Source organism: Magnetospirillum gryphiswaldense MSR-1 v2 (assembly GCF_000513295.1).
GTDB lineage: Bacteria > Pseudomonadota > Alphaproteobacteria > Rhodospirillales > Magnetospirillaceae > Magnetospirillum > Magnetospirillum gryphiswaldense.
This window is the reverse complement of record NC_023065.1, coordinates 465,089-481,817: the sequence shown is the minus strand read 5'-3', so window position 1 is coordinate 481,817 and position 16,729 is coordinate 465,089. Positions and strand designations below refer to the sequence as shown.

Below are 16,729 nucleotides of genomic sequence, written 5' to 3'. Positions count from 1 at the left end.
CGCAGAAAACCCTGGAAGGAAACTTCCGGGGTTTTTTCTTGGGTCACGGCCATATCCATTGGTTATGGAGATCATCCGCCCAAGCATGTACATTGGTCAGGGGTGAACAATCGGCGACAGACAATGACGATGATCGCGGCTTTGCGCCGGCAGATGACGCTGACGCGGGCATGGCTGGGGATGGTCATGCTGCTGTGTCTGGCCGTGCTGCTGTGGGATATCGGGCGCAGCTATGTCGAACACCGCCGCCAGACGGTCGAGCGCTTGACCGCCCTGGCCAAGGTGGTCGAGGCCCGCACCGAACAGACCTTCCAGACTCTGGACATGCTGCTGCGGGAAACCGCCAACGAACTGCCGTTCGACCGTCCGCCGGGTGATTCCGGTTTCCTGCGCTTACTCAAGGGCCGCAGCTTCATCTTCACCGATGCCCTGACCATTTCGGTGGTCAGCCCGGATGGCACAATCATCCATGCCTCCAATGTTTCCCTCGTCGGGCGCAATGTGGGCGAGCGCGATTACCTGCACCATTTCCGCGCCCATCCCGACGACACCTCCATGTTCATCAGCAAGCCGGCGGTCAGCATCGCCAACAACCCGGTGATCTTCACCGCCCGGGCCATCCGCCATGACGACGGGCGTCTGCGGGCGGTGGTGCTGACCGGCATCAACCCGGAATTGCTGGGATCGTTGCTGCAATCGGCCTTGCCGTCAGAAGACAGCGGCGCCATCGCCATATTGCGCCGCGACGGCACCGTGCTGGCCCGACGCCCGGAACTCGCCAACACCACCCCCGGCGCCTCGCTGGCCGGTGCCCCCATGTTCCAGGCCCATATCACCAGCGGTAACGCATTGTCGGTGCTACAAGGTGGCGGCGGTCCCGACCAGTTCGAGCGCCTGTTGATCATCCGCGACACCAACCTGCACAATCTGGTGGTGGTGGTGACCATTTCCGCCCAGCATTTGTTCGAGCCGGTTTTGAAGACCCTGGTGGCCGATTTGATCTTCCTGATCATCGTCGGCGCCGTAGTGATGGTCTTGGGCCGCTTTCTCGGCGGTCGCGAACGCCAACGCCTGCAAACCCAGCGCGAACTGGCGCTGGCCCGCGATTATTACATGCGGGTTCTCGACCACCTGCCGGTGCATATCTGGCGCTGCGACGACCTGGGCCGTATCGATTATACCAACGGCACGCTGCAAGCCTATTGCGGCGCCACCGCCGGCGATCTGCGTCCGCTGGTGCATCCCGACGATCTGGCATCATGGCAAGACGCCAACGCGTCCCGCCTGCACCGGCGCGAGAGCAGCGAACAGGAATTCCGCCTGCGCCGATATGATGGCCAATATCGCTGGATGCACGAGGTGGCCCAGCCATTTCATCACCAGGACGGCAGCTTCGCCGGTCATCTGGCCGCCTGTCTGGACGTCACCGAGACCCGCGAAGCCCAGGAAAAGCTGACCCAGTCCAACGCTGAATTGGAACAGTTCGCCTATGTGGCCAGCCATGATCTGCGCGAGCCGTTGCGCATGGTCAGCAGCTATATGGGGCTGATCGAGCGCCGCCTGGGCTGCAAGGTCGAAAGCGACATCCAGGAATTCCTGGCTTTCGCCAAGGACGGCGCCACCCGCATGGACCGCCTGATCCTGGACCTTCTACAATATTCCCGCATCGGTCGCATGTCCACGGCCCGACGGCCTCTGGATTTGGCCGATTGCCTGTCGGTGGCGCTGTCCAATCTGGGAGTGATGATCGATGAAAGCCGGGCCCGGCTGTGCATCGGCGCCCTGCCCACGCTCAATGCCAGCGATGACGACATGGTGCGCCTGTTCCAGAACCTGATCGCCAACGCCATCAAATACGCGCAGCCGGGGATCGCCCCGGAAATCCGCATCGATTGCCAGCGCGAGGCCGGATCGTGGCGGCTTTCGGTGCAGGACAACGGCATCGGTATCGACCGCACCTATTTTGATCGCGTCTTCCGCATCTTCCAGCGCCTGCATGGCCGCGACGACCATGGCGGCGGCTCCGGCATCGGATTGTCCATCTGCAAGAAGATCGTTGAAAGCCATGGTGGTCGCATCTGGGTCGATTCCGCCGGAACCAACCAGGGATGCACTTTCACCTTCATCCTGCCGGCCCTGAACGGCTAGGTTTTCCGCCTTTTGTCTCCCTTGTGTGCCCTGGATCAAGGTTCTACCCTGGTGAGGTGACTTTGAGGTGAGCAGACGCCATGGCGGCGAAACGGGGCACGGATTGGTTCTGGGCGGTGGTCGTCATCGTCACTGTCATCGGCATGACCGCCTGGGACTCGTATTCCCTGGTGGTCGATCGACGGAGCGAAGCGGTCGAGCGGTTGGATGCCCTGTCCCGGGTGGTTGAAGCCCGCGTCGGGCAAACCATCAGATCCCTGGACTTCCTGTTGGCCGATGCCGCCGCCGAGTTCAAGCCCACCTATCGTCCCGGCGACAGCGATTATAACCGCTTTCTCACCACCCGCGCCCGCTTTGAACCGGCGGCGCTGACCATCACCATCACCACCCCCGACGGCACCATCACCCATTCCACCAACGCTTCGCTGGTGGGCAAGAATGTGGGGGCCCGGTCCTATCTGGATTTTTTCCGCGCCAATCCTTCCTCCGACCTCTTGTTCGTGTCCGAACCGGTCACCAGTCTGCTGTCGCGCACTGTGATCTTCGCCGCCCGCGCCAAACGCGACGAAAAGGGACAAGTGCAGGCCATCTTCGTTTCCGCCCTGTCGCCCAGCCTGTTTTCCGGCATCGTTGAAGCGGCCTTGCCATCCGAGGCAAGCGGCGCCATTTCCGTCACCAACCGCGACCACACCGTGCTGGCCCGCGCCCCCAGCATGGACGGCGCCCCCATCGGTCGGTCGCTGGCCAAGGTGCCGCTGCGGGTAGCCCATCTGGCTTCGGGCAAGCAGGCCAGCATCCAGGAAGGGGTGGGCGGCATCGATGGCAAGGTCAGGCTGATCGCGCTACGCACCATCGAGCCCTGGGGGTTGGTCATCGGCGTCAGCGCCACCCGAGCCGATATCCTGCGCCCGGTTCTGCCGCGGCTGATCGGCAATGTGGCGGTCGCCCTGTTGGTCATCGCCTTCGCCGTCGCCCTGGTCAGGGTGCGCGGCAGCCGTGAGAGAAGCCACCAACTAGCGCAAGAACAGGTACTGAAGGCACGCGACTATTATATGCAGGTGCTCGACGAAATGCCGACCCTGGTGCGCCGTCAGGACTCGAACGGCCAGTGCCAATACGTCAACGCCACCTGGACCGCCTTTACCGGCCACCCCTCCACCGATGCCCTGGGCCAGGGCTGGCTGGAAGCGGTGCATCCCGACGACCGGGCGGGTCTGGCCAAGGGCGGCGAGCACGAATACCGTCTGGCCCGCAACGACGGCAGCTATGCCTGGATTCACGAAGTGGCGCGGCCTTTGCGCGACCAGGACGGCCAGCCGGCAGGCAGCTTGGCCTCGGGCATCGACATCACCGAATCGCGCCAGTTTCAAGAAAAGCTGCAACAATCCAACGCCGAGCTTGAAGAATTCGCCTATGTGGCCAGCCACGACATGCGCGAACCGTTGCGCATGATCAACAGCTATATGGGCCTGATCGAACGGCGTATGGGCACGGAACTGAGCGATGAAATCAAGGAATTCATCGCTTTCGCCCGCGACGGCGCCCAGCGCATGGATCGGCTGATCCAGGACCTTTTACAATATTCGCGCATCGGGCGCATGTCGGCGCAGCGCGGTATGGTCGACCTCAATCTATGCCTGGATCAGGCCAAAAACCTGTTGGAACTGGCCATGGCCGAGCAAAATGCCACCATTGTCGCCGGCCCGCTGCCGACTTTGTTCGCCAGTGCCGACGACATGGTCCGCCTGTTCCAGAACCTGATCGCCAACGCCATCAAATACCGCCAGCCCGGCGTATCCCCTTGCATCGAGATCGCCGCCCAACGCCAAACCGGAGCCTGGTGCATATCGGTGTCCGACAACGGCATCGGCATCAGCCGCGAATTCTATGACCGCATCTTCCGTATCTTCCAGCGTCTGCACGGGCGCGACGAACATGGCGGCGGCTCGGGCATTGGCCTGTCCATCTGCAAAAAGATCGTCGAAAGCCATGGCGGTCGTATCTGGGTCGATTCCGCCGGCCCCAATCAAGGGGCTGTGTTCAGCTTCACCCTGCCGGCGTGACAGATAGCCTGTTGACAACGACACTCAACTTGGACTTCCTATAGCCGCGTTGCGGTGCGGCGGCCACAATTTTGCCACAATCGCAATCCAAACCGTCCTTCCCGTGACCGAACGCCCTCCCCGGGTCTGCGCCAGCGGGGCGGGACTCTTGATCTGGGCAGGTCCATGGACAACAACCGCGTCATTATTTTCGACACCACGCTGCGCGACGGCGAACAATCCCCCGGCGCCTCGATGAATCTCGAGGAAAAGGTGAAGATCGCCCTGGCGCTGGAGGAAATGGGCGTCGACGTCATCGAGGCCGGCTTCCCCATCGCCAGCAATGGCGATTTCGAGGCGGTGCAGGCGGTGGCCCGCGCGGTGAAGAATTCCACCATCTGCGGCTTGGCCCGCGCCGCCCGTGGCGATATCGAACGCTGCGCCGAGGCGGTGAAGCTGGCGCCCTTGCACCGTATCCACACCTTCATTTCCACCAGCCCGCTGCACATGAAGTTCAAGTTGCAGATGGAACCCGAGCGGGTGCTGGAAAAGATCAAGGAATCGGTGGCTTTCGCCCGCAATCTGGTGGACGACGTCGAATGGTCGGCGGAAGACGGCTCGCGCACCGAACACGACTTCCTGTGCCGTTCGGTCGAGGCGGCCATTGATGCCGGCGCGCGCACCATCAACATCCCCGACACCGTCGGCTATGCGGTGCCGGATGAATACGCCGCCCTGATCAAGATGCTGGTCAACCGCGTCCCCAACATCGACAAGGCCATCTTGTCGGTGCATTGCCACAACGATCTCGGGCTGGCGGTGGCCAATTCGCTGGCGACGCTGAGCGCAGGCGCCCGGCAGGTGGAATGCACCATCAACGGCCTGGGCGAACGCGCCGGCAACGCCGCCATGGAAGAAATCGTCATGGCGTTGCGCACCCGCCACGACCTGATGCCCTATACCACCGGCATCAAGACCGAGAACATCACCCGCGTCTCGCGGCTGGTCTCGGCCATCTCCGGCTTCGTCGTCCAGCCCAACAAGGCCATCGTCGGCAAGAACGCCTTTGCCCACGAATCCGGCATCCATCAGGACGGCATGCTGAAATGTGCCCAGACCTACGAGATCATGACGCCGGAATCGGTGGGGCTCAACCGCTCCAGTCTGGTCATGGGCAAGCATTCCGGTCGTGCCGCCTTTAAGGATAAGCTTAAACAATTAGGCTATGATCTTGGTGACAACGCCATCGAGGACGCCTTCGCCCGTTTCAAGGACGTGGCCGACCGCAAGAAGGAAGTGTTCGACGAAGACATCGTCGCCCTGGTCGATGAAGCGGTGTTCCGCGATAACGAACGCATCCGCTTCAAGGGGCTGGAAGTGCTGTGCGGCACCCGCCACAACCCGCCCAAGGCGGAACTGGAACTGGAAATCGACGGAGAACTGAAATCGGTGAAGGCCACCGGCGACGGCCCGGTCGATGCCACCTTTAACGCCATCAAGGCCTTGTGCCCGCATGAAGCGCGCCTGCTGCTCTATCAGGTGCACGCGGTGACGCAAGGAACCGACGCCCAAGCGGAAGTGACCGTGCGGTTGGAAGAAGACGGCAAAACCGTCAACGGCCAGGGCGCGGATACCGACACCATGGTGGCTTCGGCCCGAGCCTACGTGAAGGCTTTGAACAAACTTTTGACGAAACGGCAAAAAAGCGCTCCCGCCGCCGTCACGCCCTGATATAAGTCCAGGCTCAACCACGGCATAGCGTGTTCTTTTCAAGCGAGGGATTATGTTTCCGAACCTGACGGGCTGGTTTTCCGCCGATATGGCCATCGACCTTGGCACCGCCAACACCCTGGTCTATGTGAAGGGCCGCGGCATTGTTCTCAATGAACCGTCCGTGGTGGCCATCGCCGAGGAAAAGGGCAAGAAAAAGGTTCTGGCCGTCGGCGACGAGGCCAAGATGATGCTGGGCCGCACGCCGGGCTACATCCAGGCCATCCGCCCGCTTCGCGACGGCGTCATCGCCGATTTCGAGGTGGCCGAGGAGATGATTAAGCACTTCATCCGCAAGGTGCATAATCGCCGGTCCTTCGCCAGCCCGCTGGTCATCGTCTGCGTGCCGTCGGGCTCGACCGCCGTCGAACGCCGCGCCATTCAGGAATCGGCGGAAAGCGCCGGCGCCCGCAAGGTCTTCCTGATCGAGGAACCCATGGCCGCCGCCATCGGCGCCGGCCTGCCGGTGACCGAACCCACCGGATCCATGGTCGTCGACATCGGCGGCGGCACCACCGAGGTGGCGGTGCTGTCGCTCGGCGGCATCGTCTATTCCCGCTCGGTCCGCGTCGGCGGCGACAAGATGGACGAAGCCATCATCGCCTATATCCGCCGCAACCATAACCTGTTGATCGGTGAAGGCTCGTCCGAGCGCATCAAAAAGGAAATCGGCTCCGCCTGCCCGCCGGAAGACGGTGAAGGCCGCACCATGGAGATCAAGGGCCGCGACCTCATGAACGGCGTGCCCAAGGAACTGATCGTCTCGGAACGCCAGATCGCCGAATCCCTGGCCGAGCCGGTGGGCGCCATCATCGAGGCGGTCAAGGTCGCCCTCGAACACACCGCCCCTGAACTGGCCGCCGACATCGTCGACAAGGGCATCGTGCTGACCGGCGGTGGTGCGCTGCTGTCCAACCTGGACTATGTGTTGCGTCACGCCACCGGCCTGCCGGTGTCCATCGCCGACGATCCGCTGTCCTGCGTCGCCCTGGGAACGGGCCGCGCGCTTGAGGAAATGCCCAAGCTGAAGAACGTTCTGTCCAGCATGTACTAGTTTTCCGACATCAATATGTAGTAGTCTGGCCTGCAATCGGTCGTCGGCGCGCCCGACGACCGTATTTCAGGCGCAAAGGGGGATCATGTGAAGCAGTCCGGTGCGGTCGGACGCCTGGCAACGTTGCGGCTGCTGGCCCAACGCTTCGCCTTCGTCTCCCTGGTCGTCGCCGCCGTCGCCCTGATGATCCTGGGCAAGGCGGACATCGTCCTGATCGAACGCACGCGCACTGCCGTCGCCGACGCCATCGCCCCCATGCTCGACGCCATGTCGCGCCCCGCCGCCACCATCGCCGAAATCAGCGAAAGCATCCGCGAACTTGCCAATCTGCGGGCCGAAAACGCCCGTCTGAAGCAGGAAAATCTGCGTCTGCAACACTGGCAGACGGTAGCCCGGCGGCTGGATGCCGAAAACAGCGTGTTGCATGACCACCTGAACGTGGTTCCCGATCCCGACCCCGCCTTCATCACCGCCCGCGTCATCGGCGATCTGGGCTCGGCCTTCGGTCATTCCATGCTGCTCAACGCCGGCTCGCACGATGGCGTACGCAAGGGCCAGGCGGTACTATCGGGGGAAGCCCTGATCGGCTATATCGCCGAGGTGGGTGACCGCTCGTCGCGGCTTTTGCTGCTGACCGACATCAACGCCAAGATCCCGGTGCTGGTGGAAAACTCGCGCACGCGCGCTATCCTTTCCGGCGACAACAAGGCGCGGCCCAAGCTCAATTACGTCGCCGGCAACCCGTCCATTTCGGTGGGCGACCGGGTCATCACCGCCGCCTCGGGTGCCGCCTTCCCGCCCGGCCTGCCCATCGGCGTCATCGCCTCGACCGCCGAGGGCGCCATCCGGGTCGAGCCCTTCGTCCGCCGCCATGAACTGGAATTCGTCGCCGTGGTCGATTTCGGCCTGGGCGGCATCCTGCCCTTTGAAAAGCCGGCGATGCCGGAACGCCGGCGGCGCGGACCCGACAGCGGAGCGGGCAATTGAAGCCCTCGGTCTGGGTGCGCATGGACACCTGGGTCCGCCACTTGGTTCCCGTCGGCGTGACCCTGGTTCTGTTGTTGCTGACCGCCATTCCCACCCGCATCCCCGGCCTGTCCGGCATCATCCCCATGTTGCCGCTGATGGGGGTGTATTATTGGGCCATCTATCGCCCTGATCTGCTGCCGGCGTGGTCGGCTTTTCTGATCGGCCTGCTGTACGACATCATCGGCGGCACGCCTTTGGGGGTGAACGCCCTGGTGCTGCTGTCGGTGCAAGGCATCGCCGCCGGCCAACGCCGTTTCTTCCTGGGTAAGTCGTTCATGGTGGCGTGGTGGGCGTTTGGCCTGCTGGCCGCCGCCGCCGCCGGGGCCACCTGGCTGCTGGTCACCATTCTTTACGGCCAAGCCCTTGACGCCAGCCCGGTGATCTTCGACTACCTGCTGACCATGGGCCTGTTCCCGCTGCTGACCTGGACCCTGGCCCGGACCCAAATGGCCTTTCTGAAAGAGGTCTGAGGGCGCATGTACCACGACAACGACCGGACCAAACTGTTCAGCCGCCGGGCCTTGATGCTGGCCAGCGGCAAGGGCGCCCTGATCAGTGCCCTGATCGCCCGCATGTATTATTTGCAGGTGGTGGAAGCCGACCGCTACACCATGCTGTCCGAGGAAAACCGCGTCGCCATCCGCCTGCTGCTGCCGCCGCGCGGGCTTATTTTGGATCGCAGCGGCATCGCCATGGCCGTCAACCAACACAATTACCGGGTGCTGGTGGTGTCGGAAAAGTCGCCGTCGCTGGATTACACCCTGGATGCGCTGTCGCAGATCATCACGCTGACCGACCATGACCGCGCCCGCGTCACCAAGGAAGTTCGCCGCCGCCGGTCCTTTGTGCCGATCACCGTGCGTGAAAACCTGTCGTGGGAGGAAGTGGCCCGCATCGAGGTCAACGCCCCCGATCTGCCCGGCGTCATGATCGACGTCGGCCAAAGCCGGTTTTATCCACTGGAACATCTGGGCGCCCATATTCTGGGGTATGTCTCGGCGGTGTCGGAAAACGACCAGAGCGACAACGATCCGCTGGAGGAACTGCCCGGCTTCCGTATCGGCAAGGCCGGGGTGGAAAAGATCTATGACATGGCGCTGCGCGGTCGCGGCGGCACCAGCCAGGAAGAGGTCAACGCGGTGGGCCGCGTCATGCGCGAGCTTGAGCGACGCGAGGGTGAGCCGGGCGTTGATCTGGCGCTGACCTTGGACACCCGGTTGCAGGAATATGCGGCCCAGCGCCTGGGCGACGAATCGGCGGCGGTGGTGGTAATGGACATCCATACCGGCGACGTCATCGTCATGGCCTCGACGCCGTCCTTCGATCCCAATGCCTTCAATCGCGGCCTGACCCACGACGAATGGAAGGAATTGTCCACCAACCCGCGGGCGCCTTTGCAGAACAAGGCCATTTCCGGCACCTTCGCGCCGGGCTCCACCTTCAAGATGGTGGTGGCCATCGCCGCCTTGGAAGCCGGGGTGATCAGCCCGGAACAGACGGTACTGTGCCGGGGCCACACCGAGTTGGGCAGCATCAAGTTTCACTGCTGGAAAAAGGGCGGCCATGGTTCCGTCGATCTGATCAATGCCATCAAGGGCTCGTGCGACGTCTACTTCTATGAAATCGCCCGCCGTGTCGGCTTCGACAAGGTGGCCGAGGTGGCCAACCGTTTCGGCCTGGGCGTGCATACCGGCATCGACCTGCCCAACGAACGGCCCGGCCTGATCCCCACTCGCGCCTGGAAGCGCAAGGCCTTGAAACAGCCCTGGCATCCGGGTGAAAGCCTGATCAACGGCATTGGCCAGGGCTACTGCCTGACCACGCCCTTGCAATTGGCGGTGATGACCGCGCGCATCGCCAATGGTGGTCAGCAGGTGGTACCGCATGTGGCCCGCGACCTGATCACCGAAAAGGATTCCGCCCCGCGCCCCGCCCCCAACTGGCCGTCCTGCGGCGTGTCGCAACGCAGCCTGATGCTGGTGCGCAAGGGTATGAACGCGGTGTCCAACGAACCCGGCGGCACGGCGTTTCGCGCTCGTATCGAGCAAGACGGCATGTGGCTGTCGGGCAAGACCGGCACCGCCCAGGTGCGCCGCATCACCATGCGCGAGCGCGAAACCGGGGTGAAGAAGAACGATGAATTGCCGTGGAAGGAACGCGACCACGCCCTGTTCGTCGCCTATGCCCCCGAGGATGCACCGCGCTTTTCCATCGCCGTAGTGGTGGAACATGGCGGCGGCGGTTCGGCGGTGGCCGCGCCCATCGCCCGCGACATCATGCTGGAAGTGCAAAAGCGTGAACGCGCCCGCGTCGCCTCTGGCCAGAACTGCGCCGATCATGCCTGCGACCACAAGGAGCATGGCTGATGCTGCGTCCGACACAAAGACTGTCCAGCCGCCTGAACCGTACCGAGATGAGCTGGCGGGAAAAGATCTGGCAGATCAACTGGTCGCTGATCGCCGTACTGACCGCCATCGCCAGCGTCGGTTTCCTGACGCTTTATTCCGCCGCCAAGGGATCGCTGGAACCTTGGGCCATCAAGCAGATGATTCGCTTCGCCGTGGGGATCGGCCTGATGATCACCGTGGCGGTGGTGGATTTGCGCTTTTGGATGCGCCACGCCTATATCCTTTACGCCGTCTCCATCGTCTTGCTGATCGCCGTCGATCTTAAAGGCACCATCGGCATGGGGGCACAGCGCTGGATCGATCTGGGTTTCATCCAGCTTCAGCCGTCGGAAATCATGAAGATCGCCATGATCCTGACCCTGGCCCGCTATTTCCACGGGGCCAGCGTGCAGGATGTGGGCCGTCCGACCTTCCTGATCCCCCCCCTGCTGCTGGTGCTGCTGCCGGTGGCCTTGGTGATGAAGCAACCCGATCTGGGCACCGCCATGATGGTGTTGATGAGCTCGGGCGCCATCTTCTTCATGGCCGGCGTCCGCATATGGAAATTCGCCCTGCTGCTGGCCGGCGGCCTGGGATCGATTCCGGTGGCCTGGCAATTCCTGCATGATTACCAGAAAAAGCGCGTCATCATCTTCCTGAACCCCGACCAGGATCCCTTGGGCGCCGGCTATCATATCACTCAATCCAAGATCGCCCTGGGCTCGGGCGGTCTGTTCGGCAAGGGCTATATGAACGGCACCCAGTCGGGCCTGAACTTCCTGCCGGAAAAGCAGACCGACTTCATCTTCACCATGTATGGCGAGGAATGGGGGCTGATGGGCGGCCTGTTCCTGCTGGGGCTTTACGTCCTGCTGACCGCCTTCGGCTATGCCATCGCCATGCGCTGCCGCGCCCAATTCGGTCGTCTGGTGGCGCTGGGCATCACCACCACCTTCTTCCTGTATTTCTTCATCAACACCGCCATGGTCATGGGCTTGGTGCCGGTGGTCGGCGTGCCGCTGCCGCTGATCTCTTATGGCGGCACCGCCATGCTGTCGCTTTTGTTCGGCTGGGGATTGGTGATGAGCGCCTACATCCACCGCGATTTGCCCATCGGACGGCGCGGCGGTCACGACGACTGATCGTTTGACGTGCCGCCGTAAGGGGGCAATCTCATACAGAACTAATATCGATTCTCAATAGCACTGCAATCGCCTCTCAATTGCGTAATCATGCCCCCTCTTTTCTTGTGGAAAGCGGGGTCAACAGATGAAGCGTTTTGTGATGGTGGCCGCCAGTGCGGCGGTATTGCTGGGGGGCGGTCAGGCTGGCGCCGCCGGTGTGGACAAGAAGGCGGTGCTGACCACTTATGCCGACATCGCCCACGCCAAGTATGAAGATTCGCTGATCGCGGCCAAGCAGTTGAAGGTCGCAATCGATGCCCTGGTGGCCGCCCCCAGTGCCGAAACCCTGGCCACCGCCAAGGCGGCCTGGATTGCCGCCCGCGTGCCCTATCAGCAATCCGAGGCCTTCCGTTTCGGCAACACCGCCGTCGACGAATGGGAAGGCAAGGTCAATGCCTGGCCGCTGGACGAAGGTCTGATCGACTACGTCAACGCCGATACCTATGGCACCGAATCGGGAGAAAACCCGCTCTACACCGCCAACATCATCGCCCATCCCAAGCTCAAGGTCGGCGGCAAGAACGTCAATGCCAGCAAGATCGACAAGAAGCTGCTGGCCAAGATGCACGAGGCCGGCGGGGTCGAAGCCAACGTCACCACCGGCTATCACGCCATCGAATTCATGCTGTGGGGCCAAGACACCAACGGCACCGGTCCGGGTGCCGGCAACCGTCCGGCCAGCGATTTCGACACCAAGAGCTGCACCGGCGGCAATTGCGACCGCCGCGCCGCCTATCTGGTCACCGCCACCGATCTGTTGGTCGACGATCTGAAGACCATGGTCGACGGCTGGAGCGCCAAGGGCAAAATCCGCGCCAAGCTGCTGAAGGGCAAACCCGATGCCGGCATCGCCACCATCGTCACCGGCCTGGGCAGCCTGTCCTACGGCGAACTGGCGGGCGAGCGCATGAAGCTGGGCCTGATGCTGCACGACCCCGAGGAAGAGCATGATTGCTTCTCGGACAACACCCACAACTCGCATTTCTATGACGCCAAGGGCATCCAGAACATCTATCTGGGCAAGTACACCCGCACCGACGGCACCGAGGTAAAGGGCCCGGCCCTGGCCGATCTGGTCGCCGCCAAGGATACCGCCCTGGATGGCGACATGAAGGCTAAGCTCGACGCCACCATGACCGCCATGGGCGTGTTGGTGAAGACCGCCGAAGGCGGCGAGGCCTATGACCAGATGATCGGTGCTGGCAACAGCGCCGGCAACGCCAAGGTTCAGGCCGCCATCGACGCCCTGGTGGCACAGACCCGCTCGCTGGAAAAGGCGGTGGCGGTACTGGCCCTGGGCGAGGTCAAGTTCGAGGGCTCGGATAGCCTCGACAACCCGTCGGCCATCGGCAAGTAAGCATTCCATTATACGGGGCCGCCCTTGGGGCGGCCCCGTTCTTGTTGTTAAGAAAAGGAGAAATCATGCGGGTGATGATCGTTTCGCTGCTGGCCGGATTGTCCATGGCCGGTACCGCCCTGGCCAATGGATTGGCGCCTTTGGAACCGGGCGAGGACATGCCGGGCGGCACCGCCACCCATGCCAAGGTCATCAACCGCGATGCCTTCTCGCATTTCTCCGCCAATATGAGTTTCGCCAAGGAAATGGATTTCAAGGTCGGCAACGGCTTTTTCCGCCGCCTGTGGGTGACGGCGCCGTCCTCGACCAAGGCCGCCGACGGTCTGGGGCCGTTGTTCAACGCCCGCGCCTGCCAGAACTGCCATCTCAAGGACGGTCGCGGCCACGTGCCCGCCGACGGCGAGGAAGGCGTATCCATGTTCCTGCGCCTATCCATTCCGCCGCAGACCGAAGATCAAAAATCCGCCATCGCCCAGGGCCGCGCCAATATCGTTCCCGAGCCCACCTATGGCGGCCAATTGCAGAATTTCGCCATCGCCGGCCATGCCGCCGAGGGCCGCATGACTATCCGCTACCAGGAAATCCCGGTGGCGCTGTCGGGCGGCGAGAAAGCCAGCCTGCGCCAGCCCAGCTATGCCATCAGCGATCTGGGCTATGGCCCCTTGCATCCGCAAACCCTGATCTCGCCCCGCGTCGCCCCGCCGATGATCGGCCTGGGTCTGCTGGAAGCCATCGCCGAAGAAAGCCTGATCGCCCGCGCCGACCCCGAGGACAAGGACAGCGACGGCATTTCCGGTCGGGCCAAGATGATCTGGGGGCAGGAAGAGGGAAAGCTGATGCTGGGCCGCTTCGGCTGGAAGGGTGGCAACCCGACGGTCAAGCAGCAAAGCGCCGATGCCTTCAATGGCGATATCGGCCTGTCCAACCCGCTGTTCCCCGCCAATTCCGGTGATTGCACCGGGGCGCAAAAAGCCTGCCTCGATGCCCCCCATGGCGGCGACGACCAATATGCCGGCTTCGAGGTACCGGCCAACGTTTTGGATCTGGTCAGCTTCTATTCGCGCAATCTGGCGGTGCCCAAGCGGCGCGATGCGAGTGATGCCCAGGTGCTGCGCGGCAAGCAGGTATTCAACCAAACCGGCTGCGCCTCGTGCCACACCCCCAGCCACAAGACGGCCCAACGCGCCGACATGCCCGAACAATCGGATCAACTGATCTGGCCCTATACCGACTTGTTGCTGCACGACCTGGGCGACGGTCTGGCCGACAACCGGCCCGAGGGCATGGCCAGCGGGTCGGAATGGAAGACGCCGCCGCTGTGGGGCATCGGCCTGACCCAGGTGGTCAACGGCCATACCCAGCTTTTGCACGACGGGCGCGCCCGCAACACGCTGGAAGCCATCTTGTGGCACGGCGGCGAGGCCCAGGCCGCACGCGACAAGGTGGTATCCATGCCCAAGGCCGACCGCGCCGCCCTGATCCGCTTCGTCAACTCGCTGTAAGGGGAATCCCATGCGCGTTCATCTTACGCTGATGGCCGTCTTGCTGGTGGCATCGAGCCCGGCCTGGGCCGCTCCCGATTATGCCGGCATCCTCACCGCCGGGGCCGATGGGCCGATGATCGCCGGCTACCGTGACTTCCAGGCTAAGGCCGCCTTGCTGGACCAGGGGATGCAGACCCTGTGCGCCAGCCCCGCCCCGCCCAGTCTGGAAATCGCCCGCGCCGGCTTTCACGCCGCCATGGACTCTTGGCAAAAGGTGCAATGGATCGGCTATGGCCCGGTGGAAGCCTTCCACCGCGGCCAGCGCGTGCAGTTCTGGCCCGACAAGAAGAATGCCGGCGACCGTCAGATGCTGGCACTGCTGAAGGATCGCAACGCCGAGGCGCTGGAAGGCAACCGCATCGCTTTCGCCAGCGTCGCCATCCAAGGGCTGCCGGCGCTGGAAATGCTGTTGTTCGACACCAACCAAGCGGCCAAGCTGGTGGAAGCCAGCGACGACGGTACCCTGCGTTGCCGGCTGGCCCAAGGCATCACCGCCAATCTGGGGCGGATCGGCGGTGAGTTGGTCCAGGATTGGAGCAAGCCGGACGGCTTCGCCACCGTATTGAAAAGTGCCGGGACCGGCGTCAATCCCTATGCCGACCACCGGCAGGCGGCGTCGCAGATGTTCAATGCCTTGCACGCCCAGCTTTCGGCCATGGCCGAGGTCAAGCTGGCTTATCCCCTGGCCGTCTCGGCTGGTGAAGCCCGCCCAAGCCGGGCGGAAAGCTGGCGGTCCAAGCGGTCGTTGCGCAACATCGCCGTGAACCTGGAATCCTTGCGCGACACTTTCGCCACCGCCTTCGCCCCGGCCTTGCGTGCCGACGGCAAGGGCGCCGCCGCCGACCGCTTCCTCGCCGCCCTCATTGACGCGCAAGGTGCGGTGACCAAGCTGCCCGCCCCCATGGAGGAAAGCATGGGCGAGACGGATGGCTGGGCCCGCCTGAACGGGCTGAAAGCCAAGATCAAGACTGCCGCCCAAGTGCTGGAAACCGAGGTGGCCGCCGCGTTGGACGTGCAGGTGGGATTCAATGGACTCGATGGTGATTGACCGCCGCGCCTTCCTGGCCGCCATCGCCGCCTTCGGCCTGATGGGCAAAAGTGCGGCGCGTGCCGACGGACGCCGCTCGTTGTGGCTGGCCGCCAACCTTGCCCCTGGGCGGCAATACGGCCTGGGGGCGTTCGATTCTGGCGGCCACATGGAATTCGAGGTGGCGCTGCCCGGTCGCGGTCACGGCATCGCCCTTGCCCCCGACGGCAAACTGGCGGTGGCGGTGGCCCGGCGCCCCGGCACCTTCGCCGGGGTGATCGACTTGGCCAGCGGTGAGGCCACCCATTGGCTGGAAGCCCCGACAGGGCGCCACTTCCACGGCCATGGCGCCTTTTCCGGCGATGGCCGCCGGTTCTTTTCCGCCGAAAACGATTATGCCGAGGCCACCGGGGTGATCGGTATCTGGGACGTGGGCGACACTTGGCGGCGGGTGGGGGAAATGCCGTCGCACGGCATCGAGCCGCACGACATCCGCATGCTGACCGACGGTCATACCCTGGTGGTGGCCAATGGCGGCATCATCACCCATCCCGACAGCGGACGCGCCCGCCTGAACCTGGAACGCATGGATCCGTCGCTGGTCTACCTGGACAGCCGCGACGGCGGCTTGCTGGGTCAGTGGCGGTTGCCGGCACGGTGGAAATTGCTGTCCATGCGCCACTTCGCCGTCAACGACCAAGGCGACGTCGCCATCGGCATGCAATATCAGGATGACGACACCACCGCACCGATCATCGCGCTTCACCGCTTCGGCCAGCCCATCCGCCTGCTCGACCTGCCCGCCCCCCTGCCCGCCACTGTGCGCAATTATTGCGGCAGCGTCGCCATGTCCGCCGATGGCCGCTATTTCGCCGCCTCGTGCCCGCAAGCATCGCTGGTCACCTTGTGGGAAACCACCTCTGCCCGTTTCCTCGGCACGGTGGCGGTGGCCGATGGCTGCGGCGTCGCTGCCGGCGGTGACGGCGACAGCGTCCTGATGACCAGCGGCCGCCGTGGCGCCTGGCTGTGGTCGGCCCAGACCGGCACGGTGGAGATCACCGGCGCATATGTGCGCGACCGCTCGTGGGACAATCACGCGGTCCGGCTTTTGCTATAGCTGACGCACCCAGACACATCGCGGATGAAAGCGAATTTTTATTTTATCCGCTTTGCTGCTGGTTTTATCC

Annotated in this window: 12 protein-coding genes; all 12 read left to right on the top strand. The window is 63.5% G+C overall.

Going from position 1 to position 16,729, the window contains the following annotated elements:
- The first annotated feature begins 123 nt into the window (after nt 1-123).
- On the top strand, nt 124-2,148 hold the full coding sequence (locus MGMSRV2_RS02270) for an ATP-binding protein (RefSeq protein ID WP_084027877.1): 2,025 nt from the start codon (nt 124-126) through the stop codon (nt 2,146-2,148).
- Nucleotides 2,149-2,228: 80 nt separating this feature from the next.
- Complete coding sequence (locus tag MGMSRV2_RS02265; protein ID WP_024078696.1) at nt 2,229-4,211, top strand: ATP-binding protein; 1,983 nt, start codon at nt 2,229-2,231, stop codon at nt 4,209-4,211.
- Nucleotides 4,212-4,376: 165 nt separating this feature from the next.
- Nucleotides 4,377-5,921 carry a 2-isopropylmalate synthase gene (locus MGMSRV2_RS02260; protein WP_024078695.1) on the top strand — a complete coding sequence of 515 codons (1,545 nt, stop codon included), beginning with the start codon at nt 4,377-4,379 and terminating at the stop codon, nt 5,919-5,921.
- A 52-nt stretch (nt 5,922-5,973) separates the two neighbouring features.
- Nucleotides 5,974-7,014 (top strand): rod shape-determining protein, encoded by a 1,041-nt coding sequence (locus tag MGMSRV2_RS02255; RefSeq protein WP_024078694.1) that lies wholly within the window; start codon nt 5,974-5,976, stop codon nt 7,012-7,014.
- Between the two features lie 87 nt (nt 7,015-7,101).
- Nucleotides 7,102-8,001, top strand: coding sequence for a rod shape-determining protein MreC (gene mreC / locus MGMSRV2_RS02250; protein WP_024078693.1), 900 nt, complete (start codon nt 7,102-7,104; stop codon nt 7,999-8,001).
- Entirely contained in the window at nt 7,998-8,513 is a 516-nt protein-coding gene (mreD, locus tag MGMSRV2_RS02245; RefSeq protein WP_024078692.1) for a rod shape-determining protein MreD, read from the top strand. Before mreC ends, mreD begins: the two co-directional genes overlap by 4 nt.
- 6 nt (nt 8,514-8,519) lie before the next feature.
- Nucleotides 8,520-10,409: a penicillin-binding protein 2 gene (gene mrdA, locus MGMSRV2_RS02240; protein ID WP_024078691.1), complete on the top strand. Its 1,890-nt coding sequence runs from the start codon at nt 8,520-8,522 to the stop codon at nt 10,407-10,409.
- Entirely contained in the window at nt 10,409-11,572 is a 1,164-nt protein-coding gene (gene rodA / locus MGMSRV2_RS02235) for a rod shape-determining protein RodA (RefSeq protein ID WP_024078690.1), read from the top strand. Before mrdA ends, rodA begins: the two co-directional genes overlap by 1 nt.
- 127 nt (nt 11,573-11,699) lie before the next feature.
- Nucleotides 11,700-12,971: an imelysin family protein gene (locus tag MGMSRV2_RS02230; RefSeq protein WP_024078689.1), complete on the top strand. Its 1,272-nt coding sequence runs from the start codon at nt 11,700-11,702 to the stop codon at nt 12,969-12,971.
- Between the two features lie 65 nt (nt 12,972-13,036).
- Nucleotides 13,037-14,473, top strand: coding sequence for a di-heme oxidoreductase family protein (locus tag MGMSRV2_RS02225; RefSeq protein WP_024078688.1), 1,437 nt, complete (start codon nt 13,037-13,039; stop codon nt 14,471-14,473).
- A 10-nt stretch (nt 14,474-14,483) separates the two neighbouring features.
- Nucleotides 14,484-15,563 carry an imelysin family protein gene (locus tag MGMSRV2_RS02220; RefSeq protein ID WP_024078687.1) on the top strand — a complete coding sequence of 360 codons (1,080 nt, stop codon included), beginning with the start codon at nt 14,484-14,486 and terminating at the stop codon, nt 15,561-15,563.
- The gene (locus tag MGMSRV2_RS02215) at nt 15,544-16,659 is read left to right on the top strand and encodes a DUF1513 domain-containing protein (protein WP_024078686.1); all 1,116 of its coding nucleotides are present in this window, start codon (nt 15,544-15,546) and stop codon (nt 16,657-16,659) included. Before MGMSRV2_RS02220 ends, MGMSRV2_RS02215 begins: the two co-directional genes overlap by 20 nt.
- Nucleotides 16,660-16,729 lie beyond the last annotated feature (70 nt).